The sequence below is a fragment of the Delftia sp. WY8 genome, assembly GCF_018437695.1.
Lineage (GTDB): Bacteria > Pseudomonadota > Gammaproteobacteria > Burkholderiales > Burkholderiaceae_C > Comamonas > Comamonas tsuruhatensis.
Genome location: NZ_CP049795.1, coordinates 3,407,501 through 3,430,822 on the forward strand (window position 1 = coordinate 3,407,501; position 23,322 = coordinate 3,430,822).

Genomic DNA, 23,322 nt, shown 5'->3' on the forward strand with positions numbered 1-23,322 from the left:
GCGGACCATTGCATTTGCCCGTTGAGCGCCACCCAGGCGATGGAGGCCACCAGCGTGGCGATGACCGCATAGCGCGGTGCCAGGCGGCGCGACAGCAGATAGGTCAGCAGCATGACCAGCACCAGGGGCAGCGCATCCCTGGCGGCGGCAAAGGCCTGCATGCCGAAGTTGGCCAGTACGCCCGCCAGGAGGGCGGCAGCGATTTCCATGGGGATGCGGTTCATGACGCGCTCGAACCAGCCTGTGGCTCCCACCAGGATGATCAGCCCCGCGCTGATGATGAAGGCGCCAACGGCCTCGCCCATGGAAAAGCCCCCCGCAAGCCCTGCCGTGGCAAGGACGGCTGCGCCTGGCGTGGACCAGGCGACCATGACCGGCATGCGCAGTATCAGCGAGGGCAGCAGAGAGCACAGGCCCATGCCCAGTCCCAGCGCCCAGATCCAGGACGTGATCTGCTCGGGCGTGGCATGGAAGGCCTGGGCGGCCTGAAAGACCAGGGCCACCGAGCTGGTGAAGCCCACGAGCACGGCCACGAAGCCGGCTGCGAAGGCAGAGGGACTCAAGTCACGGAAAAAGCGCATCGCGCGATTCTGTCACCACAGCCGCCGACCGTGCGATGCGCTGGCGACGCCTACAGCTCGATCTTGGAGCCCAGCTCCACCACGGAGTTGCTGGGCAGGTGCAGGAAGTCGGAGACACGGCTGGCGTTGCGGTGCATCTGGGCAAACAGCTTTTCGCGCCAGGGCGCCATGCGGTGGCTGATGCGCGGGATGATGACATCGCGCGACAGGAAGTAGCTGGTCTCCATGGCGTCGAGCTGGCAGCCCCGGGGACGCAGCAGGGACAGTGCCGCCGGCACGTCCGGTTCGTTCTTGAAGCCGTAGTTGATGATGACCTGCCAGCAGTCGCTGCCCAGCGCCTCGATCTCGGTGCGCTTGTCCAGGCCCACCCAGGGAATTTCATGGTTGCGCACCGTGACGAAGATGTTCTGGTTGTGCAGCACCTTGTTGTGCTTGAGGTTGTGCAGCAGGGCGTTGGGTACGGTGCCCGGTTCGCCGGAAAGAAAGACGGCCGTGCCCGTCACGCGCGCCGGCGGATGGCGCCAGACCGATTCGAGGAAGCTCTTGAGGTCGATGGCATCGGCCTGCAGCTTTTCGTGCAGCAGCTCGCGGCCCTTGCGCCAGGTCATCATCAGCGAGAACACCGTGCCGCCGATCAGCAGCGGGAACCAGCCGCCGTCGAACAGCTTGAGCAGGTTGGACGAGAAGAAGGCCAGGTCCACCAGGAAAAAGAATCCGGTGGCCGCGATGCACAGGGCCAGCGGGTAGTTCCAGCGGTAGCGGATCACGAAGAAGGTCAGCGTGGTGGTGATCAGCATGTCCAGCGTGACCGCAATGCCGTAGGCGGCCGCCAGGTTGCCGCTGGAGCGGAACAGCACCACGGCCAGCGCAATCGCCACGAACAGGCTCCAGTTGACCAAGGGCATGTAGATCTGGCCGGTCTCGCGCACGCTGGTGTGGCGCACTTCCAGGCGCGGCAGATAGCCCAGCTGTATGACCTGGCGCGTGACGCTGAAGGCGCCCGTGATCAGGGCCTGCGAAGCGATGACCGTGGCCATGGTGGCCATCAGCACCAGGGGCAGCAGCGCCCAGGCCGGGGCCATCATGTAGAAGGGATTCTTCACGGCGGCCGGGTTGGCCAGCAGCAGCGCACCCTGGCCGAAATAATTCAGCGTCAGCGCCGGCATGGCGACCGAGAACCAGGCCAGGCGGATGGGCTTCTTGCCGAAGTGGCCCAGGTCGGCGTAAAGCGCCTCCGCCCCGGTCACGCACAGCACGACGGCGCCCAGGATGATGAAACTGGTGCCGGGGTTGTCCCAGATGAAGCGCACTGCGAAGTGCGGGCTGATGGCCGCCAGGATTTCGGGATGGCCCGCGATCTGGTGCACGCCCAGCGCTGCGATGGTGGCAAACCAGACCAGGGTGATGGGGCCGAAAAACCGACCGATCCCCGCCGTGCCGTGCTTCTGGAACCAGAAAAGCAGGAAGAGGATCACCAGGGTCAGCGGGATCACGGCCTTGGTGAAGTGCGGAGAGACCACTTCCAGGCCTTCGACGGCCGAGAGCACGGAGATGGCCGGCGTGATCACGCCATCACCATAGAACAGCGAAGTGCCGAAGATGCCGATGAGCAGCAGCACGTTGCGCAGGCGGGGCTTGTCCTTGACGGTCTGCGAGGCCAGGGCCAGCATGGCGACCAGGCCGCCTTCGCCGTTGTTGTCGGCACGCAGCACCAGGACCACGTACTTGAGCGAGACGATGACCGTCAGGGTCCAGAACAGCAGCGACAGAACGCCGTAGATGTTCTCCTGGGTGAACGGCACATGGCCGGAGCCGAAGACCTCCTTGACCGAATACAGCACGCTGGTGCCGATATCGCCATAGACCACGCCGATGGCGCCCAGGGTGAGCGCGGCCAACGAAGATTTGGTTTTCTGCACAGGTCTATGCGCCATCCCGTGGGGAGATGGCTTCAGTCAATTGAAATGCCGGCATTGTCCGCTGTCCTGATGACGAGCGCATCGGACAGCACCCCGATCAGTCGTAGATTTCCGCGTTGGGGTTGGTCGCCTCCAGCTCATAGCTGGCCGCCAGCATGGCGACCCGGGCCACCACGCCATACATGTAGAAGCGGTTGGGCATGCTGGCACCCGGGCGCGCGCCTATCTGGGGCAGCTGGGTGCTGTGCTGGAAGGCCAGCGGCACGAAGCCGGCTCCGGGCGCGTTGAGGTTTTCGTCCACATCGCGCTCGGGGTGCATGCGGTAGAAGCCGCCGACCACGTAGCGGTCCATCATGTAGACCACGGGCTCGGCCACGGCGTTGTTCATGCGCTCCTGGGTGAGCACGCCTTCCTGGATGATCACGTCGTGCACGGTCTGGCCGTCCTTGATCATGCCCATCTTGTTGCGGCTCTTGCGCGGCAGCTCGGCCAGCTCCTTGGCATCGCGCACGGTCATCACGCCCATGCCATAGGTGCCGTTGTCGGCCTTGACGATGGCAAACGGCTTTTCCTTGATGCCGTACTCCTTGTACTTGCGGCGCACCTTGGCCAGCAACACATCGACCTGTTCGGCCAGGCCTTCCATGCCCACGCCATTGGCGAAGTCGATGCCTTCGCTGCGCCCGAACAGCGGGTTGATCAGCCAGGGATCGATGCCCAGCAGCTTGCCGAAGCGCTTGGCCACTTCCTCATAGCTCTGGAAATGGCGGCTCTTGCGGCGCACGCTCCAGCCTGCATGCAGGGGGGGCAGCAGGTATTGCTCGTACAGCTCCTCGACGATGCCCGGGACGCCGGACGACAGGTCGTTGTTGAGCAAGATGGTGCAGGGATCGAAATCCTTGAGACCGATGCGGCGCTTGCTGCGGATCACCGGCTCCAGCGTCACCGTGTCGCCATGCGGCAGGGTGACGGTGGTGGTCTTCTTCACATCGGGGCTGATGGAGCCGATGCGCACGTTCAGACCGGCCATGTTGAAGATGCGCTTGAGCTGCACCACGTTGGCCAGGTAGTGCGTGTTGCGCGTGTGGTTCTCGGGAATGATGAGCAGATTGCGCGCTTCGGGGCAGATCTTCTCGATCGCCGCCATGGCCGCCTGTACGGCCAGCGGCAGCATTTCGTCGGTCAGGTTGTTCCAGCCCCCGGGGAAGAGGTTGGTGTCCACGGGTGCGAGCTTGAAACCGGCGTTGCGGATGTCCACCGAGCAATAGAAAGGCGGCGTGTGTTCCATCCATTCGAGCCGGAACCAGCGCTCGATCGCCGGCATGGAGTCGAGGATGCGCTGCTCAAGCTCGTTGATCGGGCCGGTCAGGGCCGTGATGAGATGTGGAACCATAAAGACCCTCTGGGTACGACGGTGGGGGGCAATTGTAGAGATTGGACCATGGTCTAGGTGTTTTCCCCAGTCTTTGCAGCGTCAGCGGCGCCAGAAAGCCGGCGAAAGCAAGGCCATGAAGCTGAGGATTTCCAGGCGTCCCAGCAGCATGGCCAGGGTGCAGACCCAGGTCTGGAATTCGGTGAGCACAGCATAGTTGGAGGACGGGCCCACCGCGCCCAGGCCCGGCCCCATGCAGTGCACGCTGGCCAGCACGGCGGAGAAGGCGGTCACCGGGTCCAGGTCGGTGAGCAGCAGCACCATGCTGAGTGTGATCACGGTGGCGCCATAGACCAGCATGAAGGCCAGCACCGAGAAGATCATGCGGTTGTCCACCACGCCGGTGCCCAGCCGCACGGGCTGCAAGGCGCGCGGATGCGCGAGCCGCGTGAGTTCACGCCGCGCCTGCTTGAGCAGGATGAGCATGCGCACCATCTTGATGCCGCCGCCCGTGGAGCCCGCACTGGTGGCCACACCCGACATCAGCAGCATGAGCACGGGCGCAAAGACGGGCCAGGTCAGGTAGTCCACCGTGGTGAAGCCGGTCGTCGTGGCCACCGAGACCACATGGAAGAGACCGTAGCGCAGGGCCTCCACAGGCCCGTACACGCCCTTGGCCCATAGCAGCAGCGCCACGATCAGCCCGCCTCCCAGCAGCACGGCCAGCGTGGCGCGCATTTCCGGATCGCGCCAGAAGCCGTCCCAGCGGCCCTTGCGCATGGCCACGAAGTACAGCGCGAAGTTGCAGCTGGCCAGCAGCATGAAGACCAGGGCGGTCAGTTCGATCAACGGCGAGTCGAAATACGCAAAGCTGGTGTCATGCGAGGACAGGCCACCGAGGCTGACGGTGGCGAACATGTGCATCAGCGCATCCAGCGGCGACATGCCTGCCGCCCAGAAGGCCAGCAGACAGGCCAGCGAGAACACGCCGTACACGCCCCACAGGCCCTTGGCGGTCTCGGTCACGCGCGGCGTCAGCTTGGTGTCCTTGATGGGACCAGCGGCTTCGGCACGGAACAGCTGGGCGCCCCCCACGCCCAGCAGGGGCAGGATGGCCACGGCCAGGATCAGGATGCCCATGCCGCCCAACCATTGCAGGAAGGTGCGCCAGACATTGATGGACACGGGCAGCGCATCCAGCCCCGTGAGCACGGTGGCGCCGGTGGTCGTCAGGCCCGAGACGGCCTCGAAATAGGCATGGGTGAAGCTGATGCTCAGCCCCACATGGCCCATGCCCAGCACCAGGGGCAGCATGGCGCACAGCGGCAAAACCACCCAGACCAGGGTGACGAGGATGACGCCGTGGCGCGGCTGCAGCTCGCGCCGGAAGTGGTCCAGGCCTATCCACAGCGACAGCCCCGCCGCCGCCGTGATGCCGATGGCCCAGGGGTAGATGCGCCAGATGCCGTCGTCGGTGAACCAGGACACTGCAAAGGGCAGCAGCATGGACAGCGCAAACATGACCATGAGCATGCCAAGCACGCGCAGGACGGGTAACAGGTCGCGCATGGTGTCGGCTCAGAAGAAGGTGGCGCTGACGCGAAACAGGTTCTCCACGTCCCGTACCAGCCGCTTGTGGGGCAGGAAGAAGATCACGTGGTCGCCGCTCTCGATCACGGTGGTGCTGCGCGGGATGATGACCTCGGGCTCGGCACCGGCCGCGATTTCGTCGGCCGGCACGCCTTCGGGTATGCCGCGCACGATGAGGCCGATGTGGGCATCCTCGGGCACGCGCAGGTCCTCGACCTTGCGGCCGACCACGCGCGAGCTTTTGCGGTCGCCGCGCGCCACGATCTCCAGCGCCTCGGCCACGCCCCGGCGCAGGCTGTGCACGGCCTGCACGTCGCCGCGGCGCACATAGGCCAGCAGTTCGCCAAGCATGGCCTGGGCCGGCGACAGCGCAATGTCGATCTGCGTGCCGTGCATCAGGTCGGCGTAGGCACGCCGCGTGATCAGCGACAGCACGCGCCGCGCGCCCATGCGTTTGCCCAGCAGGCTGGCCATGATGTTGTTCTCATCGTCGTCGGTCAGGGCCAGGAACAGGTCCACGTCCTCCACGCTTTCATCGGCCAGCAGGTCCTCGTCGGTGGCATCGCCGTGCAGCACCAGCACCTCGGCCGGCAGCAGCGAGGCCAGGTCCTGGCAGCGCTGCTCGTCGGGCTCGATGATCTTGATGTGGAAGCGGCCCGGCACGCGCGACAGCTGCAGCGCCAGGCGCTGGCTGACCTGGTCACCGCCGGCGACCATGATGCGGTAGACCGGGCGCGAAGGCCGGCCGGCAGGCTGGTGGATGGCACGCAGCACCTCGGCCACATGCTCGCGTGCGGCCAGGATGAAGACCTCGTCGCCGGGCTCGATGCGCGTGTTGCCGTCGCAGCGGACGAAGCGGTCGGGCTCGTCCAGGAAACGCCGGTAGATGGCCACGATGCGCATGGCCAGCTCGGGCATGCAGTCCCGCAGCTCGCCGATGCGCTTGCCGACGGCGGGGGCGCCGTCGCGCGCGCGCACCGAGGCCAGTGCGGCCCGCCCGCCCGCGAAGGCACGCACCTGCATGGCTTCGGGAAACTCGATGAGCTTGCTGATGTAGTTGGTCAGCGATTCCTCGGGGCAGATGATGCGGTCGACGCCAAAGCCTTCCTTGCCCAGCAGCGCCTCGTCCTCGCCAAAGCCCGAGGAGCGCACGCGCGCGATGCGTGTGGGAATCTCGAACAGGACCTGGGCCAGCTTGCAGCACACAAGGTTGGTTTCGTCGAGCGCGGCGCAGGCGATCAGCAGGTCCGTGTCCTTGGCGCCAGCCTCGGCCAGCACATGGGGATCGATGCCGCTGCCCACGACGCCACGCAGGTCGAAGCGCGACTCCAGCTCGCGTAGGCGCCGTGCGTCGGTGTCGATCACCGTGATGTCGTTGCGTTCGGACACCAGGCTTTCTGCCACGCTGTAGCCCACACGGCCGGCGCCAAGAATGATGATTTTCATGGATTCATTGCAGTGCTGCGGTGCCGGCGCGGGGCATTCCGGCGCGCAGCACGGCTCGGTCAGGTGCGGACTTCGCCTTCACCCAGCACCACGTATTTGAGCGAGGTCAGACCTTCGATGCCCACAGGACCGCGCGCATGGAACTTGTCGGTGCTGATGCCGATTTCCGCGCCCAGGCCGTACTCGAAGCCATCGGCAAAGCGCGTGCTGGCATTGACCATGACGCTGGCCGAGTCCACTTCGCGCAGAAAGCGCTGGGCGTGCATATGGTCGCGCGTCAGGATGGCGTCCGTGTGGTGGCTGGAGTAGCGGTTGATGTGGGCGATGGCCTCGTCCACGCCGGACACGATCTTGACGCTGATGATGGGCGCCAGGTATTCCTCGCTCCAGTCCTGCTCGGTGGCCTCGGCCAGTTGAGCGCCGGCCACAGACTTCAGGATGGCCAGCGATTCGGGGCAGCCGCGCATCTCCACGCCCTTGGCGGCGTAGATGGCGCCGATCTTCGGCAGGAATTCGGCGGCCACGCCGCGCGCCACCAGCAGGCTTTCACTGGCATTGCAGGGGCTGTATTTGTTGGTCTTGGCGTTGTCGGCCACCTTGACGGCCATGGCGATGTCGCAGGGATCATCGACATAGGTGTGGCAATTGCCGTCCAGGTGCTTGATGACGGGCACCTTGGCCTCGCGGCTGATGCGCTCGATCAGGCCCTTGCCGCCGCGCGGGATGATGACGTCCACATAGTCGGGCATGGCGATGAGCTGGCCCACGGCCTCGCGGTCCGTGGTCTGCACCAGTTGCACGCCGTGCTCGGGCAGGCCGGCTTCGGCCAGCGCCCTGGCGACGAGGGCAGCCAGCGCCTTGTTGGAGTCGATGGCCTCGGAGCCGCCGCGCAGGATGCAGGCGTTGCCGCTCTTGATGCTGAGGCTGGCCGCCTCGATGGTCACGTTGGGGCGGCTTTCGTAGATCATGCCGAACACGCCGATCGGCACACGCATCTGGCCTACGCGGATGCCGCTGGGCATTTGCTTCATGCCGATGATCTCGCCGATCACATCGGCCATGGAGGCCAGCTGCTCACATCCCTGGGCACAGGTTTCCAGCACCTTGGGCGTCAGGCGCAGGCGGTCCACCATGGGAGCGGACAGGCCGTTGGCCACGGCGCGGTCGAGGTCACGGGCGTTGTCGGTCTGCAACGGCTCCACGTTCTCCCGCAGCAGGCGCGCCAGCGCCAGCAGGGCGCGGCTTTTGACGGCAGCCGAGGCTCGGGCCATCTGGGCGGAGGCCACTTTGGCCTGAACGCCCAGGTTGTGGGTGTATTCGACGATATTGAGCGCGTTCATTCCGAGATTCTCGCCGAGTTGCGCCCATTTGCGCACCGAGAGCGGGCATGCCCCGCGCCAACATGCGGCTGGGATGCGTCCTCGCACGGCCACCAGAGGGCAAACCCCGCGTTCCGGCGGCCGGCAGGATGTCGCGGCCACCCTACACTGCTGCCCAGTACGCAGAGGTTTTCCCGCCATGTCCACCAGCCACGACACTCTTCTCGCCGCCCAGCAGCTCGCACAGTTGCGCGCGGGCTTCGCCCAACTGGCACAGCAGCAGCTGCCGGCCGCCGTGCTCGGGCAGCAGGCCAGGGCTTCCTCGGAGTTGCTGCAGGCCCTGCCGCCGCGCTACGGCGAAGTGCTGCTCAATCTGCTGGACCGATTGGAATCCAGCGCGCTGTTCAGCGAGGAAAGCTGCTCCTTCAGCCAGAAGGACCTGCTGGACAACCTCGAGACCTGGGCCACCAAGGCCCAGGCGCAGCTGGAAAAGACGCGCTAGGAACGGTACGTCAGCCCTTGGCGCCGGCCTGGGCCAGGTCCATGGCCAGGCGGCGCAGGGCCTGCCAGCCGTCGCGGGGCCAGCCCTCGAAGGCCAGGCCCTTGACGATGCCGTCCACCGCGTGGGCCGATTGCAGCAGGCGCGCGGCCTGGGCGTCGGTGATGCGCGGCAGCAGGCGCTCGAACAAACGCTCCTTGACGCCCCAGACGCGCTGGGCGCGCAGGGCCATGGGCAGGGGCTGACCTGCGGCCATGGCGTCCTTGACGCGGCAGATGGAGCGGATGTCCTCGGCCAGGGTCCAGTGCACCAGCACCTCGGCCGTGCCCTCGGCCTGCAGGCCGTCGAGCATGCGCGAAACGCGCGCCAACTGGCCGGACAGCACGGCCTCGGACAGCTTGAACACGTCGTAGCGCGCCACATTGAGCACTGCCTGCTCCACCTGCGCCTGGCTCAGCTCGCCGGCGGGGTGCAGCAGGGCCAGTTTCTGGATCTCCTGGTGTGCGGCCAGCAGGTTGCCCTCGACGCGGTCGGCAAAGAACTGCAGTGTGCGCTGGCCTTCCTCGCCGGGTGCCACGCGCTGGCCCTGGGCTGCCAGGCGCTGGGCAATCCAGGCCGGCAGCTGGCCGCGCTCTATGGGATCAATCTGCAGCGTCATGCCCTGGGCTTCCAGCGCGCTGAACCAGGCGCCGGTCCTGGTGGCCTTGTCCAGGCGCGGCAGCATGACCAGGGTGAGCGTGCTGTCATTGCCGCGCGCCGCCTCGGCGATCTGCTGCAGCGCGGCGCCGCCGTCCTTGCCGGGCTTGCCCGAGGGAATGCGGATCTCGATGATCTGCCGATCGGCAAACAGCGACAGCGAACCACCGGCCGCCAGCACGGCACTCCAGTCGAAATGGGCGCCGGCCACGGTGTAGCTGCTGCGCTCGGTGTAGCCCGCGGCGCGCGCGGCGGCACGGATGGCGTCGGCAGCCTCCTGCTGCTGCAGCGGCTCGTCGCCGTGCAGCACGTAGAGCGAGCGCAATCCCTTGGCCAGATGGCCGCCGAGCTGGTTCAGGGCAAGCTGCATGGGGCTCAGGTCAGGCTCTTGACGGCCGACAAGCGGCGCAGCAACTGCTGGACGATGTCGGTACGCATGTCCTTGTAGAGCATGGCCTCCTCGGCCTCCTTGGACAGCGCATTGGTTTCGTTGTACGTCACGTCGCGCTGCTGCAGGATCTCGGTCTCGGGGATCGGCTCGTCTCCATTGGGCGTGCGCAGCTTGAAGCGCACGCGCAGGCGCAGCTGCAGCTCGCGCACCTGGCCCAGCGCGTTCATGCCGACGATGACCCGCTCCTGCCGCTCGCTGATGATCTGGAAGATCGCATCCGCATCGTCGGGCGATGCCGGATCGCGCAGCACGGTCAGCTTGTCGCTGGCACTGGCCAGGTTGCGCGACAGCTCCCGCGCCACCGGAGAGCCCCGGCCCGCCTGGATGTAGAGCGAGCGGAACACGAAGGTCGGCACCCCCCGCAGGCGAAAGCCGCAGGCCCCCAGCAGCGGAGCCAGGGCCAGGGCGGTGAGCAGGGTACGTTTTTGCATATCAGTTCTCCAAGGCGCTTGCGCCACTCACAGCCCTTGCAACGGTCGCGCCCAAAGCGAGGGACACCGAGCAAGGGCCGCCCCGCAGCGAGGGTGTCGTCCCCCCCGCGAAGCGAGAGGGGGAAGGCGCGCAGCGCCTCAGGGGGCATGCCATGGCCTAGACCACGACGTTGACCAGGCGGCCCGGCACCACGATCACCTTCTTGGGCGCCGCGCCATTGGTGAACTTCTGGCATTCCTCGTTGGCCAGGGCAATGCGCTCGATCTCGGCCTTGTCGGCCGTCGAGGACACGAGGATGGCCCCGCGCAGCTTGCCATTGACCTGCAGCACCAGAGAGATCTCGTCCTGCACCAGGGCCAGGGGATCGACCTGGGGCCAGGGCGCGTCCAGCACATCGCCCAGGTGGGCGGCGTAGCCCAGTTCGCTCCACAGCACATGGGCCAGGTGGGGCGTTGCCGGGTAGAGCACGCGCAGCAGGATGCCGAAGCCTTCGATCAGCGCCACCTGGGCGCCCGCGTCGTCGTGGGACTTGAAGTCCTCCAGCGCGTTGATCATCTTCATGGCGCCCGAGACCACGGTGTTGTACTGCATGCGCTGGTAGTCGTACTCCACCTGCTTGAGCACGGTGTGGATCTCCAGGCGCAGCGCCTTGGCGGCCTTGCCGAATGCCACGTCGTCCAGAGACTTGGCGCCGGCCACGCTCTGCACGGCGCCGGCCATGTCCATCTGCGACAGTTTGGCGCCGAAGTTGTAGACGCGGCGCAGGAAGCGGTAGCTGCCTTCGACGGCGGCATCGTTCCACTCCAGCGTCAGCTCGGGCGGCGCGGTGAACATGGTGTACAGGCGCGCGGTGTCGGCGCCGTACTTCTCGATCAGCTCCTGCGGATCGATGCCGTTGTTCTTGGACTTGGACATGGTGCCCACGCCCTCGTAGTCGATGTCCGTGCCCACGGGCAGCAGGCCGTCGGCGCTGTCCACCTCGGCCTTGAGCCTGGCGCCCACGATCTTGCCGGTCTCGTCGAACACATGCTCGACATCCTTGGGCCAGAAGTACTCCTTGGCACCCTTGGCCGTGCGGCGGCTGTAGATGTGGTTGAGCACCATGCCCTGGGTCAGCAGCTTGGTGAAGGGCTCATCGACCTTGACCAGGCCCAGGTCGCGCATGACCTTGGTCCAGAAGCGCGCGTACAGCAGGTGCAGGATGGCGTGCTCGATGCCGCCGATGTACTGGTCCATGCCGCTGCCGCCGGTGGCGGCATGCTGGTCCCGCATCCAGTAGTCCGTGCCCTTGCCCACCATCTGCTCGCTGTTCCTGGCGTCGCAATAGCGCATGAAGTACCAGGACGAGTCCACGAAGGTGTCCATGGTGTCGGTCTCGCGGCGCGCGCTCTTGCCGCAGCAGGGGCAGACCACGCCGGCGTGGAAGGCTTCGCTCTTGACCAGGGGGTTGCCCGAGCCATCGGGCACCAGGTCCTGGGGCAGGACCACGGGCAGGTCCTTGGCAGGCACGGGCTGGGCGCCGCAGTCCTCGCAGTGGATGATGGGAATCGGCGTGCCCCAGTAGCGCTGGCGGCTCACGCCCCAGTCGCGCAGGCGCCAGGTGGTTTTCTTCTCGCCAAGGCCCTTGGCGGCCAGCAGTTCGGCCACCTTGTCCACGGCAGCCCCATGGGGCAGGCCGTCGAGTTCGCCGGATTCGATGCAGACAGCGCGCTGCTTGTCGCCGTACCAGTCGGCCCATGCCTCGGTGCTGAAGGTCTCGCCCTCGACCGCGATGACCTGGCGGATGGCGATGCCGTACTTCTTCGCAAAGGCGAAGTCGCGCTCGTCATGCGCGGGCACGCCCATGACGGCGCCGTCGCCGTAGCTCATGAGCACGTAGTTGCCGACCCAGACCTCGACCTGGGCCCCCGTCAGCGGATGGGTGACGAACAGGCCCGTGGGCAGGCCTTCCTTTTCCTTGAGCGCGAGTTCGGCCTCGGTGGTGCCGCCCTTCTTGCATTCTTCGATGAAGGCCGCGAGCTTGGGCTGCGATGCCGCGGCATGCTGGGCCAGCGGGTGCTCGGGCGCCACGGCGCAGAAGGTCACGCCCATGATGGTGTCGGCACGCGTGGTGAACACGTACAGGCGGCCGTCCTGGATGGGCTGGCCGTCGGCGCCACGGATGTCGTGGGTGAACGCAAAGCGCACGCCGGAGCTCTTGCCGATCCAGTTTTCCTGCATCAGGCGGACTTTTTCAGGCCAGCCGGTCAGCGTGGCCTTGTCGCCACCCACCTGGACATGGTCCAGCAGCTCCTGGGCGTAGTCGGTGATCTTCAGGTAGTAGCCGGGGATTTCGCGCTTTTCGACCGGCGCGCCCGTGCGCCAGCCGCGGCCGTCGATGACCTGCTCGTTGGCCAGCACGGTCTGGTCCACCGGGTCCCAGTTCACGATCTGGGTCTTGCGGTAGGCAATGCCCTTTTCCAGCATCTGCAGGAACAGCCACTGGTTCCACTTGTAGTAGTCGGGATCGCAGGTGGCCACTTCGCGGCTCCAGTCGATGGCCAGACCCATCGCCTGCATCTGCTTTTTCATGTAGGCGATGTTGTCGTAGGTCCACTGCGCAGGCGGCACCTTGTTCTTGAGCGCCGCGTTCTCGGCCGGCAGGCCGAAGGCATCCCAGCCCATGGGCATGAGGACGTTGTAGCCCTTCATGCGCAGCTGGCGCGCCAGCATGTCGTTGATGGTGTAGTTGCGCACATGGCCCATGTGCAGCTTGCCGCTGGGGTAGGGCAGCATGGAGCAGGCGTAGAACTTGGGCTTGGCCTGGTCTTCGGTCACGCGGTAGGCGTCGCGGGCGGACCAGTGGTCTTGCGCTGCGCGCTCAACGTCGATGTGGTTGTATTTCTCTTGCATGGTGCTGCGGCCCCAAGGGCCGGACAAGGTGGCCGGACGAGCCGGATGGCCGGAATCAACCGACGATTTTAGGGCCCCGGCCCGCCGGTGCCGCAAGCAGCCCACAAGCCCGCAGGCGGTACTGCGCCATCGGCACCCGGTTGCCCGGCCGCCGCGCGGGGAAAAGCCGCGCTGCGTATGCTTGGCACCCTCTGTGGCAGTGCGCCGCAGACGTTCCGCCATCGCCAGCCCGGACTTGCGCAGGAACGGATACGGACATCCCGGGCATGCCGCTATCGCGCGGCAGGTTTTTCCGCGCCCTGGAGTTTTCTCTTGCTGAACTGGTCTTTGATTTCCGGCTGGGATCCCGTCATGCAGGCCCTGGCTGCGCTGTGCGCGCTGGTGCTGCTGGCCCGCTCCGCGGGTTTTGTCGTGCAATGGCTGCTGTTGCGCGTGCTGCCGCGCATGCGCAGCACGCTGGTGGAGATGGAGTGGGCCCAGGTGCTGCTGCACGACAGCGTGCTGCAGCGGCTGGCCAAGGCCGTGCCTTCGCTGGTCATGCAGTCCGGCGTGCAGGCCATACCGCAGCTGCAGCCGCAGTGGGCCACCCTGATCCTGAACCTGGCCATCGCCTGCACCATCTACCACGTGGCCCGCGTGGTCAGCGCCCTGCTCAATGCCATGAACGAGGCGCACGACCTCAAGGAAGAGCGCAAGGCCACGCAGGCGCACTCGATCAAGAGCTATGTGCAGCTGGGCAAGCTGCTGGTGTTCCTGATCGCCATCGTGCTCATCGTCGCCACCCTGGTGGACCGCTCGCCGCTGCTGCTGCTGTCCGGCCTGGGCGCGGCCTCGGCCGTGCTGATGCTGATCTTCAAGGACACCATCATGTCCTTCGTGGCCGGCGTGCAGCTGGGCTCCAACGACATGCTGCGCGTGGGCGACTGGATCGAGATGCCCCAGGTCGGCGCCGACGGCTTCGTGATCGACATCGCGCTGCACACGGTCAAGGTGCAGAACTGGGACAAGACCATCACCACCATTCCGACCTGGCGGCTGATGAGCGACAGCTACAAGAACTGGCGCGGCATGTTCGAGTCGGGCGGGCGCCGCATCCGCCGCTCGCTGCACATAGACGCCCACACCATCCGCCTGCTGACGGCAGAGCAGCGGCAGAAATTGTCATTGCTTGAGCCCCTCAAGGACTATTGGAGCAGTGATGGCGGCCTGCGCATGGCCGATGCGCCGGCGGGCAGCGAGATGGCAGCGCAGCATCTGAGCAATCTGGCCGCGTTCAAGGCCTATGCATACGCCTACCTGCTGCGCCATCCGCACATCCACAAGACACCGAACATGTTCCTGCTGGTGCGCACCATGGAGCCTTCTCCCATGGGGGTGCCGCTGGAGCTGTTTTGCTACACCAGCACCACGGTCTGGGTGGAGTACGAGGCCATACAGGGCGCGATCTTCGATCACCTGATCGGCATGCTGCCGCTGTTCGGGCTCAGTCTGTACCAGCGCTCCTCGGACCATGGCCAGCATCTGCGGCTGGCGGGCAACGAGCGCTGGCCCGAAGGACAGGATTAGGTTCGCGGGCGCAGGCCCGGCGGCGCTTGAGCGCTTGAGCGCCTGATCGCTTCAGCGCCCGGCGCCGGTGGGACCCAGGACGGCTGCGGGTTTTCCATCCTGGTTTCGCGCCGGCTCGGCCACGAAGCCTATGCGCGTCAGCCCTGCCGCGTGGGCCCAGCCCATGAGTTCGGCCACGCGGCCATAGGGCACGGCCTGGTCGGCACGCAGTTGCAGTTCTGCCTGGGGGTTGCGCGCGCCGAGCTGAGCGAGACGCTCACGCAGCGCATCCGCCGTGGCGGGCTGGCCCTGCATCCAGAGCGCGCCCTTCGCATCGACCTCCAGCAGCAGCGCATCGTCCTCGCCCGCGGCGGCCATGGGCTGGGTGCCCTGGGCCTGGGGCAATTGCACGCGCAGCGAGGCGGCCAGCATGGGTGCCGCGAGGATGAAGATAACGACGAGCACCAGCATCACATCCACCAGCGGGGTGACGTTGATGGCGTGCATGGGCTGGGAGGAGCTTTCCTTGCCGCTCAGTCGTCCAAAGGCCATGTGCGCTCCTGGCGAGCCGCCCCGTCAGGGCGCTTCCATGGGGCCGGCCGGCAGGCCGGCGACGGCCATGCCGTCATCGTGCTGCGCCTGCTCCGCCGGCTGGGTGCCGAACATGGCCTGCAGGTCATGGGCAAAGCCTTCCAGCAGGGCCTCCATCTGGGCCGCAGCCCGGCCCAGCAGGTTGTAGGCCAGCACGGCCGGCAGGGCCACGGCCAGTCCGGCCGCCGTCATCACCAGGGCCTCGCCCACCGGGCCGGCCAGTTGTTCGATGCCGATCTGCCCGCTGCCCGCCAGCGTGGCCAGCGCGTGGTGAATGCCCCAGACGGTGCCCAGCAGGCCGACAAAGGGCGCCGTGGCGCCCACCGTGGCCAACAGGGTCTGGCCCCATTGCAGCTGGTGGCTGGCCGATTGCAGCGCCTGGCGAAGCCCCCGCGTCAGGCGGACGGAATGCGCCGCGCGTCCCGCAAGCGCCAGGCCGCTGCCCATGGGCGCCAGCGCCTGTGTCACGGCCTCGGCCATGGGTGCCACCAGTTGCTGGCGATCCCCCTCGCCCATGCGGGCCTGGCCCGAGGCCAGGTCCGGCGCGCTCCAGAAGGCCGCAATGGCCTGGGGAACGCGGCGCCGGCTGGCGGCCATGAACCAGACCTTCCAGACGATGACCACCCAACTGGCCACCGACAGCGCCAGCAGCAGCAGCGCCGTGCCGCGCGCGACGGCATCGCCTTGCTGCCACCAGAGCCAGAGTGGACCGCTCATGGTCTTACCTTGCCCGTGCTGCGAGCCTCGTCACAGGCCCAATACGGCGTACATGTCGTACTGGCCGCTGGTCTTGTCCGCCAGGAAGCGCGCGGCACGCAGGCTGCCCTGGGCATAGCCGGCACGGCTGCTGGACTTGTGCGAGATCTCGATGCGCTCGCCCGTGCCCGCAAACAGCACCGTGTGGTCGCCGATGATGTCGCCACCGCGCACGGTGGCAAAGCCGATGGTGTTGTCCTCGCGCGCACCGGTGTGGCCGAAGCGCTCGTAGACGGCGCGGTCGGCCAGCTTCGTGCCCTGGGCTTCGGCGATGACCTCGCCCATCTTGAGGGCGGTGCCCGAAGGCGCATCCACCTTGTGGCGGTGGTGGGCCTCGACGATCTCGATGTCGTAGCCGCTGGACAGGGCCTTGGCCGCCATCTCCAGCAGCTTGAAGGTCACGTTCACGCCCACGCTCATGTTGGGCGACAGCACCACGGCCGTGCGCTGGGCGTATTCGGCGATGCGCGCCTTTTGCTCGTCGCTGAAGCCCGTGGTGCCGATGACCAGCCTGACGCCCAGTTCGGCGCAGATGGCCAGGTGCTCCAACGTGCCCTCGGGGCGCGTGAAGTCGATCAGGCAGTCGGCCTTGGAAAGCGCGGCGCGCACATCGCTTTCGATGACGATGCCGCTGGCCAGGCCCAGGAAGGCCGAGGGATCGGTGCCCAGCGCAGGGCTGTCGGGACGGTCCAGCGCGGCGGTCAGCGCAAGGTCATCGCTTTGCGCGATGGCCTCGATCAGCATGCGGCCCATGCGGCCGGAGGCGCCGGCCACGGCCACGCGCAGGCGCTGGTTGTTGCTGGAGGAAGTGGCGGTCGTGGCGTTCATGTCGGGAAAGAGATGCAAAGGCTCAATGCGTGGAAAGTGGACTGCCCGGGCGCACGGCAGGCACCGCGGCAGCCGCCATCCACGGAAAAACGCCCGCATGCCTTGCGGCGCGCGGGCGGCGATATCAGCGGGCGCCGGGCTCCAGTGGCGGATAGCTGGCCGCCGCGGGCGGCGGCTCGGCGGCCACGGGCTCTTCGACCGGCTTGGCAGCGGGGAACTTGGACAGTTGCTCCTCGCTGGCTTCCAGCTGAGGAATCTTGCCCAGCTTCTTCTTGGAGCCCAGGCTGGCGACGAATTCGGCCTCGGTGGGCATCTCGTCGCCTTCGGAGCGGGCGAACAGGTCGCCGTTGAAGAAGACGGTCAGCTTGCGCACCTGGGAATCGACGCCGGGACGCTTGATGGTGAACACATATTCCCAGCGGTCGGCGTGGAATACGCTGGTGACCAGCGGCGTGCCGAGGATGTCACGCACCTGCTGGCGGCTCATGCCGGGCTGCAGGGCCTCGACCTGTTCGCGGGAGACGAAGTTGCCTTGGACGACCTCGACCTTGTAGGGAGTGACGACATTGGCGACTCGGTGCGCGGCGCCATCGAGGCTGCTGCAGCCTGCCAGCGCCACCCCGATCAACAGCATCAGGGCCGCACTGGCGCGGCAACGGGCTTGAACATGCATTGGTATCAGCATAGGGATATGATCGTGGATCATTGTAGCGGCTGGTCCCTGGGGCTTGCGATCATGCGACGCCCCTGGCACCAGGGCCATTTTGTTCGCCGTCCCGCACCTGCCGTGGTGGCAGCCCAGCGGGCAGTCTCTGCCAAAGACCCAGACATGAAGAACATCGACGAACTCAAGAGTACCGGCCTGAAGGCCACGCTGCCCCGCCTGAAGATCCTGGAGATCTTCCAGACGGGTGCGCAACGCCACATGACGGCCGAAGACGTGTTCCGCGTGCTGCTGGACGAGCGTTCGGACATCGGCCTGGCCACGGTCTACCGCGTGCTCACGCAGTTCGAGCAGGCAGGCATCCTCATCCGCAGCAATTTCGAGAGCGGCAAGGCCGTCTACGAGCTCAATGAAGGCCAGCACCACGACCACTTTGTCTGCACCAGCTGCGGCAAGGTCGAGGAGTTCTACGATCCCGATATCGAAAAGCGCCAGAACCTGATCGCCAAGGCCAAGGGCTGGGTGATCCAGGACCATTCGATGGCCCTGTACGGACAGTGCGCTGAATGCGCGAGCCGGCCCAGCAAATAAGGCCGGGTCCCTCAGAAAAAGCGGAGTGTGGAGCACTCCGCTTTTTTTTGCCTTTTACTTTTTGCTACCGGCGCTTTACAGGGCGAAGCACATGGGTGGAGGATGCTGGCGTCCAATGGATGCCCCCTACCCACCGAGACACCATGCGCCGCACTTCGCCGTTCGCCATCGCTCTCACTTTCTCCGCCATCGTCCTGGCCACAGGCTGTGCGCCCTTGCAGGCCCCGCCGTCGTCCGCAGCGGCCGCGCTGCAGGGAGTGGCCGAGGCACCGCTCACCGCCGCGCAGCGCCAGCAATGGCTGGACCGCGTCACCTGGGGCGCCACCGACAGCGAGGATGCGCAGCTGCAGCGCCTGGGCCTCAAGGCCTGGCTGGCACGGCAACTGCAGCCGGGGCCTCAGCCGCTGCCTGCGCAGGCGCAGCAGCGCATTGATGGGCTGGGCATCAGCCAGCGCCCCATGGACCAGGTGCTGCTGGAGCTGGGCGACCAGCGCAAGGCCGTGCAGGAAGCCGCATCGGCCGATGAAAAGGCCGCGCGGCAGCAGGCCTACCAGCGCACGCTGAACCAGCTGGGCAGCGATGCCCAGAAGCGCTTCGTGATCCGCGCGCTGTACTCGCCGGCACAGCTGCAAGAGCAGATGACCTGGTTCTGGATGAACCATTTCAGCGTCAGCCTGCGCAAGGCCGATATCCGCGCCTGGGTGGGCGACTACGAGGAGCAGGCCATACGCCCGCATGCGCTGGGCAGTTTCCGCAGCCTGCTGGAGGCCTCGCTGCGCCACCCGGCCATGCTGCGCTACCTGGACAACGCCAGCAATGCGGCGGGCCGCATCAACGAAAACTACGCGCGCGAGCTGCTGGAGCTGCACACCATGGGCGTGGGCAGCGGCTACACCCAGGCCGACGTGCAGGAGATGGCGCGCATCCTGACAGGCGTGGGCATCAATCTGCAGCCGGCCGGCACGCCGCCGCCGCGCATGCGCGCCGGGCGCCAGGGCGACTACCTGCGCTCGGGATTCTTCGAGTTCAATCCCAACCGACACGACTACGGAGCCAAGACCTTCCTGGGCCAGCCCCTGAACGCACGCGGCATGGCCGAGGTCCAGGAGGCGCTGGACCGCATCGTCGCCGCGCCGGCCACGGCGCAGTTCATCGCGCACAAGCTGGCGGTGTTCTTCATTGCCGACGATCCGCCGCCGGCCCTGGTGCAGCGCACGGCACAGGCCTTCACGCGCAGCCGGGGCGACATCGCAGCCACCGTGGCGGCGCTGCTGACCGATCCGGAGGCCGCACGCTTTGGCCGCAAGTTCCGCGATCCGCTGCACTACGTGCTGGCCGCCACGCGGCTGTCAGTGGACCAGCGCGTGGCGGCCGACGTGGCGCCCGTGCTGGGCTGGATCAACCGGCTGGGCCAGAACCTCTACGCGCATGAGACGCCGGACGGCTATCCGCAGATGCAGTCCGACTGGGCCAGTTCGGGCCAGATGGCGGCACGCTTCGAGGTGGCGCGCCAGATCGCCACGCGCAGCGCCGTGCTGTTTCGCGCCGACCCCAAGGAGGCGCTGGAGAAGCCGCCCTACCCCATGCTGTCGGAACGGGCCAGCGTGCGCCAGCGCCTGCCCCAGTGGAGCCAGGCCACGCAGGCGGCACTGGCCCAGGCCCGCAATCCGGCGGACTGGAATACCTACTTCCTGTCCGCACCCGAGATGATGTTCCGCTGAACCCCGGAGACTTTCCATGCAGCGACGCCACTTCCTGACCATGGCATCGGCCCTGCCCTTTGCCGCCCACCTGGGCCGGCTGCAGGCGGCCGCCCTCCAGCCAGCCACGCCGCGCCTGCTGCTGGTGTTTCTGCGCGGTGCCTATGACTGCAACAGTCTGCTGGTGCCCACGCACAGCGACTTCTACTACGAGGCCCGTCCCAGCATTGCCATCCCCCGTCCCGGCGAGGCCGGCGGCGCGCTGGCGCTGGATGGCCGCTGGGGCCTGCACCCGATGCTGGAGGACAGCATCCATCCGCTGTTCCAGGCCGGCCAGGCCTGCTTCGTGCCCTTTGCAGGCACGCACGACCTGTCGCGCAGCCATTTCGAGACACAGGACTCCATCGAACTGGGCCAGGGCCTGGACGGGCGCCGCAGCTACCAGTCGGGCTTTCTGAACCGGCTGGCCCAGGTGCTGGGGCAGGACGGGCGGGGCCCGGTGTCGCCCATGTCGTTCACGCCCCAGTTGCCACTGCTGCTGCGTGGCAGCCTGCCGTCCGCCAACATGGCCCTGGCGTCCGTGGGCAAGGGCGGGCTGGACGATAGACGCAGCCAGGCCATTGCCGCCATGTACGCAGGCACTGCCCTGGGCACGGCCGTGCAGGAGGGCTTTGCCGTGCGCGATGCGGTGCAGCGCAGCGTGCAGGAAGAGATGGACCAGGCCGGGCGCGACGCCATCAGCGCGCGGGGCTTTGCGCTGGTGGCGCAGCGCATGGCGGCCCTGATGCGCGAGCGCTTCGACCTGGGCTTCGTCGATGTAGGCGGCTGGGACACGCATGTGGCCCAGGGCGGCGCCACAGGCGCGCTGGCCGGACGGCTGGACGAGCTGGGCCGGGGCCTGGCCGGTTTTGCCCAGGAGATAGGTCCCGAGGCCTGGCGCCATACGGTGGTGGTGGTGATCAGCGAATTCGGCCGCACCTTCCGCGAGAACGGCAACAAGGGCACGGACCACGGCCACGGCACGACCTACTGGCTGCTGGGCGGCGGGCTTTCCGCGCGCGCGGGCGGTCGCATCGTGGGAGAGCAGGTCGAGGTCAACCAGAAAAACCTGTTCCAGAACCGCGACCATCCCGTGCTCAACGAGTACCGCGCCGTGCTGGGCGGCCTGTTCCAGCGCATGTATGGACTGAGCCCCGCCCAGCTGCAGCGTGTCTTCGAAGGCGCGACGCCCCGCGACCTGCAACTCGTCTGACTACGGCAGCGCCTGCGGCGGCACTGGCACGCCGGACAGCTTGTCGGGATTGCGCAGCGTGTAGATGCGGCGGATCAGGCCGTCTTCGACCAGCAGCGTCTGCACGGATTCCAGCTCGCCGTCGATGCAGCGCAGCAGGCCCGGCAGGCCGTTGATGCGCGCCAGGTGCAGGGTCTGGCGCTGGCCGTTGCGCCGCATGCGGCGCGTGGTGGCGAAGTACAGCAGGGCCAGGCGCCGGCCGGTCTCCAGCACGCGGCCGAACGAGGGCACCTTGCCGCCGCCGTCGCTGATGAGTTCGGCATCGGGCGCGAACAGCGCCTGGATCTGCGCAAAGTCCCCACCCTGCACGGCCTGCGCAAAGCGCTGCAGCAGCGCGGCATGGGCCTCGGGCGGCGCCGCAAAGCGCGGGCGGCCGGCCTGCACATGGCTGCGGGCGCGGTGCACGAGCTGGCGGCAGGCGGCCTCGCTGCGGCCCAGGGCCTGGGCCACCTCGGCATAGTCGGCATCGAAGACCTCGCGCAGCAAAAAGGCGGCGCGCTCGTCGGGCGTGAGCTGCTCGAGCACGAACATCAGCGCCGTGGACACGTCGTGGGCACGCTCCAGCAGGTCTTCGGCCGAGGGGGCGGACTCCTCGGCCCAGGGCTGGACCAGGGGCTCGGGCAGCCAGAAGCCCTGGTAGTGCTCGCGCTCGGCGCGCAGGCGGCGCAGCCGGTCTATGGCCAGGCGCGTGGTCACGGAGACCAGCCAGGCCTCGGGCTGCTCTATGCCGGCGCGCTCGGCGCCATGCCAGCGCAGCCAGGCCTCCTGGACCAGGTCCTCGGCATCGGCACGCTGGCCGAGCATGCGGTAGGCCAGGCCGAACAGGCGCGGGCGGTGGCGCTCGAACAGGGCCAGGGGATCGTCGGTGGCGGAGGAGGTCTGCATGCCATCAAGACGCGGGAGCGTGGCGTTGTGTGACAGACAGGGCCGGCATGGTGCTCGGTGCCTTGGTGACTCAGTGGGGCTGCGGAGCCTGCAGCACGCTGGGATCGGTGTGGATCAGCTCCAGCGGGTAGCGGCGGCCGGCCAGGTAGTCCTCTATGCTTTGCATCACCAGCGGACTGCGGTGCTGGGCGGTGCAGGCCTTGAGTTCGTCCAGCGTCATCCAGACCGTGCGGATGATGCCGTCGTCCAGCGGCTGGCCGGCCCGGAAGTCACCCAGCTCGCCCGTGAAGGCAAAGCGCAGATAGGTGATGTCGGAGCCGGTGCGCGTGCGCACGAAGCGGTTCAGGTAGACGCCGACCAGGGCCGTGGGCACGAAGTCGTGCGCCGTCTCCTCATCGACCTCGCGCACACAGGCGGTGATGGGCGACTCGGCAGGGTCGAGATGGCCGGCGGGGGTGTTGTAGCGCACGCCATCGGCCGTGTCTTCTTCCACCAGCAGAAAACGGCCATCGCGCTCAATGATGGCCGCCACAGTGACATTGGGTTTCCAGCGATCGGGCATGGCGCGCATTATGACCAGAGGCGGCCGGCCCGTCCCCGGCCAAAAACCCCATCACCGCGCCTTGCAGACCACCACGCGACACGGCGCCCTGTAGCACCCTGTAGCGCCCTGTAGCGCCGCCCTACAGCGGCCGGGCCATGTACAGCGCACCGTCGCCGTAGCTCATCAGGCGCTGCTGCTGCAGCGGATCGGTCAACGCCTGCACGGCATAGCCATGGCGCTCCCAGTAGCCGCGCGAGCCCTGTACCGACACCAGGGCCGTGTGGCGCAGGCCCTCAGCGCGCGCCCGCTCCCACAGCGGCGCCAGCAGCGCACGGGCCAGGCCCTGGCCTGCGGCCTCGGGGTGCACGGCCATGTCGTGCAGGTAGAGGGTGTCGGCCTGCTCGACGGCCTCGAAGTCACCGTGCAGCGGCGTGATCTTGGCCATGAGGCTGCGGTAGGCCGCGAGATAGGCGCGCACCCGGCCGCCCTGCTCCAGTGCCAGCGAGCAATGGGCCGTGCCGGCCAGGCGCCGCGCAAAGACCTCGCCGCTCTCGGCATAGTCCTCGCCATAGCAGGCCCGCTGGATGTCCAGCAGACCGGGCAGGTCGGCGGCGGTCAGTGCGCGGACATGGAAGCGGTCAGCGGCAGGCAAGGAAGAGGATGGAGAAGGCGAACAAGACATGGGCAGGACAGGCAGGTGCCGGAGACAGGCCGCCCAGGGTAAGCGATT

General features: G+C 67.3%; 21 protein-coding genes (1 of these 21 running past the window's edge). 5 read left to right on the forward strand and 16 right to left on the reverse strand.

Annotated elements, in window-relative coordinates; all coding sequences use genetic code 11:
• From G4D77_RS15735 to G4D77_RS15760, 6 genes are all read right to left on the reverse strand, one after another.
• Nucleotides 1–581, reverse strand: partial view of a benzoate/H(+) symporter BenE family transporter gene (locus tag G4D77_RS15735; RefSeq protein WP_154836291.1) — the beginning only. The gene continues 601 nt to the left of window position 1, outside the view; 581 of the gene's 1,182 nt are visible here — the first part of the coding sequence; its start codon is at nucleotides 579–581; its stop codon lies off the left edge, out of view.
• 50 nt (nucleotides 582–631) lie between these two features.
• Complete coding sequence (locus tag G4D77_RS15740; RefSeq protein WP_026062036.1) at nucleotides 632–2,500, reverse strand: potassium transporter Kup; 1,869 nt, start codon at nucleotides 2,498–2,500, stop codon at nucleotides 632–634.
• Between the two features lie 97 nt (nucleotides 2,501–2,597).
• Nucleotides 2,598–3,893 (reverse strand): glutamate--cysteine ligase, encoded by a 1,296-nt coding sequence (gene gshA / locus G4D77_RS15745; protein WP_012207794.1) that lies wholly within the window; start codon nucleotides 3,891–3,893, stop codon nucleotides 2,598–2,600.
• Between the two features lie 81 nt (nucleotides 3,894–3,974).
• Complete coding sequence (locus G4D77_RS15750; protein WP_016447201.1) at nucleotides 3,975–5,441, reverse strand: TrkH family potassium uptake protein; 1,467 nt, start codon at nucleotides 5,439–5,441, stop codon at nucleotides 3,975–3,977.
• Between the two features lie 9 nt (nucleotides 5,442–5,450).
• Nucleotides 5,451–6,908 carry a Trk system potassium transporter TrkA gene (trkA, locus tag G4D77_RS15755; protein ID WP_016447202.1) on the reverse strand — a complete coding sequence of 486 codons (1,458 nt, stop codon included), beginning with the start codon at nucleotides 6,906–6,908 and terminating at the stop codon, nucleotides 5,451–5,453.
• A 59-nt stretch (nucleotides 6,909–6,967) separates the two neighbouring features.
• Nucleotides 6,968–8,248: a glutamate-5-semialdehyde dehydrogenase gene (locus tag G4D77_RS15760; protein WP_016454225.1), complete on the reverse strand. Its 1,281-nt coding sequence runs from the start codon at nucleotides 8,246–8,248 to the stop codon at nucleotides 6,968–6,970.
• Nucleotides 8,249–8,426: 178 nt separating this feature from the next.
• Here G4D77_RS15760 and G4D77_RS15765 point away from each other — a divergent pair, with 178 nt between their 5' ends.
• The gene (locus G4D77_RS15765; protein WP_016454224.1) at nucleotides 8,427–8,729 is read left to right on the forward strand and encodes a hypothetical protein; all 303 of its coding nucleotides are present in this window, start codon (nucleotides 8,427–8,429) and stop codon (nucleotides 8,727–8,729) included.
• Nucleotides 8,730–8,739: 10 nt separating this feature from the next.
• On the opposite strand, the gene holA is transcribed toward G4D77_RS15765, so the two are convergent.
• From holA to leuS, 3 genes are all read right to left on the reverse strand, one after another.
• On the reverse strand, nucleotides 8,740–9,792 hold the full coding sequence (holA, locus tag G4D77_RS15770) for a DNA polymerase III subunit delta (RefSeq protein WP_016447205.1): 1,053 nt from the start codon (nucleotides 9,790–9,792) through the stop codon (nucleotides 8,740–8,742).
• 5 nt (nucleotides 9,793–9,797) lie between these two features.
• Nucleotides 9,798–10,304, reverse strand: a complete 507-nt coding sequence (locus G4D77_RS15775) for an LPS-assembly lipoprotein LptE (RefSeq protein ID WP_016447206.1) — start codon at nucleotides 10,302–10,304, stop codon at nucleotides 9,798–9,800.
• Between the two features lie 157 nt (nucleotides 10,305–10,461).
• Complete coding sequence (gene leuS / locus G4D77_RS15780) at nucleotides 10,462–13,197, reverse strand: leucine--tRNA ligase (RefSeq protein WP_154836292.1); 2,736 nt, start codon at nucleotides 13,195–13,197, stop codon at nucleotides 10,462–10,464.
• A 351-nt stretch (nucleotides 13,198–13,548) separates the two neighbouring features.
• Here leuS and G4D77_RS15785 point away from each other — a divergent pair, with 351 nt between their 5' ends.
• Nucleotides 13,549–14,763 carry a mechanosensitive ion channel family protein gene (locus G4D77_RS15785; RefSeq protein ID WP_213757988.1) on the forward strand — a complete coding sequence of 405 codons (1,215 nt, stop codon included), beginning with the start codon at nucleotides 13,549–13,551 and terminating at the stop codon, nucleotides 14,761–14,763.
• Between the two features lie 51 nt (nucleotides 14,764–14,814).
• Here the strand turns inward: G4D77_RS15785 and G4D77_RS15790 are convergent, their stop codons facing one another.
• The 4 genes from G4D77_RS15790 to G4D77_RS15805 all read right to left on the reverse strand — a co-directional run bounded on the left by G4D77_RS15790 (nucleotide 14,815) and on the right by G4D77_RS15805 (nucleotide 17,590).
• A complete protein-coding gene (locus G4D77_RS15790) occupies nucleotides 14,815–15,294 on the reverse strand; it encodes an ExbD/TolR family protein (RefSeq protein ID WP_016447209.1) in 480 nt (159 codons plus the stop codon).
• A 24-nt stretch (nucleotides 15,295–15,318) separates the two neighbouring features.
• Complete coding sequence (locus G4D77_RS15795; RefSeq protein ID WP_213757687.1) at nucleotides 15,319–16,050, reverse strand: MotA/TolQ/ExbB proton channel family protein; 732 nt, start codon at nucleotides 16,048–16,050, stop codon at nucleotides 15,319–15,321.
• Between the two features lie 30 nt (nucleotides 16,051–16,080).
• On the reverse strand, nucleotides 16,081–16,917 hold the full coding sequence (dapB, locus tag G4D77_RS15800) for a 4-hydroxy-tetrahydrodipicolinate reductase (protein WP_016454221.1): 837 nt from the start codon (nucleotides 16,915–16,917) through the stop codon (nucleotides 16,081–16,083).
• A gap of 124 nt (nucleotides 16,918–17,041) precedes the next feature.
• Nucleotides 17,042–17,590: an outer membrane protein assembly factor BamE gene (locus tag G4D77_RS15805; RefSeq protein ID WP_016447212.1), complete on the reverse strand. Its 549-nt coding sequence runs from the start codon at nucleotides 17,588–17,590 to the stop codon at nucleotides 17,042–17,044.
• 156 nt (nucleotides 17,591–17,746) lie between these two features.
• Here G4D77_RS15805 and fur point away from each other — a divergent pair, with 156 nt between their 5' ends.
• The 3 genes from fur to G4D77_RS15820 all read left to right on the forward strand — a co-directional run bounded on the left by fur (nucleotide 17,747) and on the right by G4D77_RS15820 (nucleotide 21,124).
• Complete coding sequence (gene fur / locus G4D77_RS15810; protein WP_013804774.1) at nucleotides 17,747–18,172, forward strand: ferric iron uptake transcriptional regulator; 426 nt, start codon at nucleotides 17,747–17,749, stop codon at nucleotides 18,170–18,172.
• A gap of 143 nt (nucleotides 18,173–18,315) precedes the next feature.
• Nucleotides 18,316–19,893 (forward strand): DUF1800 domain-containing protein, encoded by a 1,578-nt coding sequence (locus G4D77_RS15815; RefSeq protein WP_154836294.1) that lies wholly within the window; start codon nucleotides 18,316–18,318, stop codon nucleotides 19,891–19,893.
• 16 nt (nucleotides 19,894–19,909) lie between these two features.
• Entirely contained in the window at nucleotides 19,910–21,124 is a 1,215-nt protein-coding gene (locus G4D77_RS15820; protein WP_017407283.1) for a DUF1501 domain-containing protein, read from the forward strand.
• Here G4D77_RS15820 and sigJ read toward each other — a convergent pair whose 3' ends face one another.
• The 3 genes from sigJ to G4D77_RS15835 all read right to left on the reverse strand — a co-directional run bounded on the left by sigJ (nucleotide 21,125) and on the right by G4D77_RS15835 (nucleotide 23,274).
• Complete coding sequence (gene sigJ, locus G4D77_RS15825; RefSeq protein ID WP_016447215.1) at nucleotides 21,125–22,048, reverse strand: RNA polymerase sigma factor SigJ; 924 nt, start codon at nucleotides 22,046–22,048, stop codon at nucleotides 21,125–21,127.
• A gap of 70 nt (nucleotides 22,049–22,118) precedes the next feature.
• Nucleotides 22,119–22,619 carry an NUDIX hydrolase gene (locus G4D77_RS15830; protein WP_017407282.1) on the reverse strand — a complete coding sequence of 167 codons (501 nt, stop codon included), beginning with the start codon at nucleotides 22,617–22,619 and terminating at the stop codon, nucleotides 22,119–22,121.
• Between the two features lie 112 nt (nucleotides 22,620–22,731).
• Nucleotides 22,732–23,274, reverse strand: a complete 543-nt coding sequence (locus G4D77_RS15835) for a GNAT family N-acetyltransferase (RefSeq protein ID WP_016447217.1) — start codon at nucleotides 23,272–23,274, stop codon at nucleotides 22,732–22,734.
• Nucleotides 23,275–23,322 lie beyond the last annotated feature (48 nt).

What these genes read in the sequence shown, in the direction of transcription:
- gshA (WP_012207794.1), bottom strand. Translation starts at nt 3,893, where the DNA reads ATGGTTCCACATCTCATCACGGCCCTGACCGGCCCGATCAACGAGCTT.
- dapB (WP_016454221.1), bottom strand. Translation starts at nt 16,917, where the DNA reads ATGAACGCCACGACCGCCACTTCCTCCAGCAACAACCAGCGCCTGCGC.
- G4D77_RS15805 (WP_016447212.1), bottom strand. Translation starts at nt 17,590, where the DNA reads ATGCATGTTCAAGCCCGTTGCCGCGCCAGTGCGGCCCTGATGCTGTTG.
- G4D77_RS15835 (WP_016447217.1), bottom strand. Translation starts at nt 23,274, where the DNA reads ATGTCTTGTTCGCCTTCTCCATCCTCTTCCTTGCCTGCCGCTGACCGC.
- G4D77_RS15795 (WP_213757687.1), bottom strand. Translation starts at nt 16,050, where the DNA reads ATGAGCGGTCCACTCTGGCTCTGGTGGCAGCAAGGCGATGCCGTCGCG.
- trkA (WP_016447202.1), bottom strand. Translation starts at nt 6,908, where the DNA reads ATGAAAATCATCATTCTTGGCGCCGGCCGTGTGGGCTACAGCGTGGCA.
- G4D77_RS15750 (WP_016447201.1), bottom strand. Translation starts at nt 5,441, where the DNA reads ATGCGCGACCTGTTACCCGTCCTGCGCGTGCTTGGCATGCTCATGGTC.
- G4D77_RS15775 (WP_016447206.1), bottom strand. Translation starts at nt 10,304, where the DNA reads ATGCAAAAACGTACCCTGCTCACCGCCCTGGCCCTGGCTCCGCTGCTG.
- G4D77_RS15765 (WP_016454224.1), top strand. Translation starts at nt 8,427, where the DNA reads ATGTCCACCAGCCACGACACTCTTCTCGCCGCCCAGCAGCTCGCACAG.
- G4D77_RS15785 (WP_213757988.1), top strand. Translation starts at nt 13,549, where the DNA reads ATGCAGGCCCTGGCTGCGCTGTGCGCGCTGGTGCTGCTGGCCCGCTCC.
- G4D77_RS15790 (WP_016447209.1), bottom strand. Translation starts at nt 15,294, where the DNA reads ATGGCCTTTGGACGACTGAGCGGCAAGGAAAGCTCCTCCCAGCCCATG.
- G4D77_RS15820 (WP_017407283.1), top strand. Translation starts at nt 19,910, where the DNA reads ATGCAGCGACGCCACTTCCTGACCATGGCATCGGCCCTGCCCTTTGCC.
- leuS (WP_154836292.1), bottom strand. Translation starts at nt 13,197, where the DNA reads ATGCAAGAGAAATACAACCACATCGACGTTGAGCGCGCAGCGCAAGAC.
- fur (WP_013804774.1), top strand. Translation starts at nt 17,747, where the DNA reads ATGAAGAACATCGACGAACTCAAGAGTACCGGCCTGAAGGCCACGCTG.
- G4D77_RS15830 (WP_017407282.1), bottom strand. Translation starts at nt 22,619, where the DNA reads ATGCGCGCCATGCCCGATCGCTGGAAACCCAATGTCACTGTGGCGGCC.
- sigJ (WP_016447215.1), bottom strand. Translation starts at nt 22,048, where the DNA reads ATGCAGACCTCCTCCGCCACCGACGATCCCCTGGCCCTGTTCGAGCGC.
- G4D77_RS15760 (WP_016454225.1), bottom strand. Translation starts at nt 8,248, where the DNA reads ATGAACGCGCTCAATATCGTCGAATACACCCACAACCTGGGCGTTCAG.
- holA (WP_016447205.1), bottom strand. Translation starts at nt 9,792, where the DNA reads ATGCAGCTTGCCCTGAACCAGCTCGGCGGCCATCTGGCCAAGGGATTG.
- G4D77_RS15815 (WP_154836294.1), top strand. Translation starts at nt 18,316, where the DNA reads ATGCGCCGCACTTCGCCGTTCGCCATCGCTCTCACTTTCTCCGCCATC.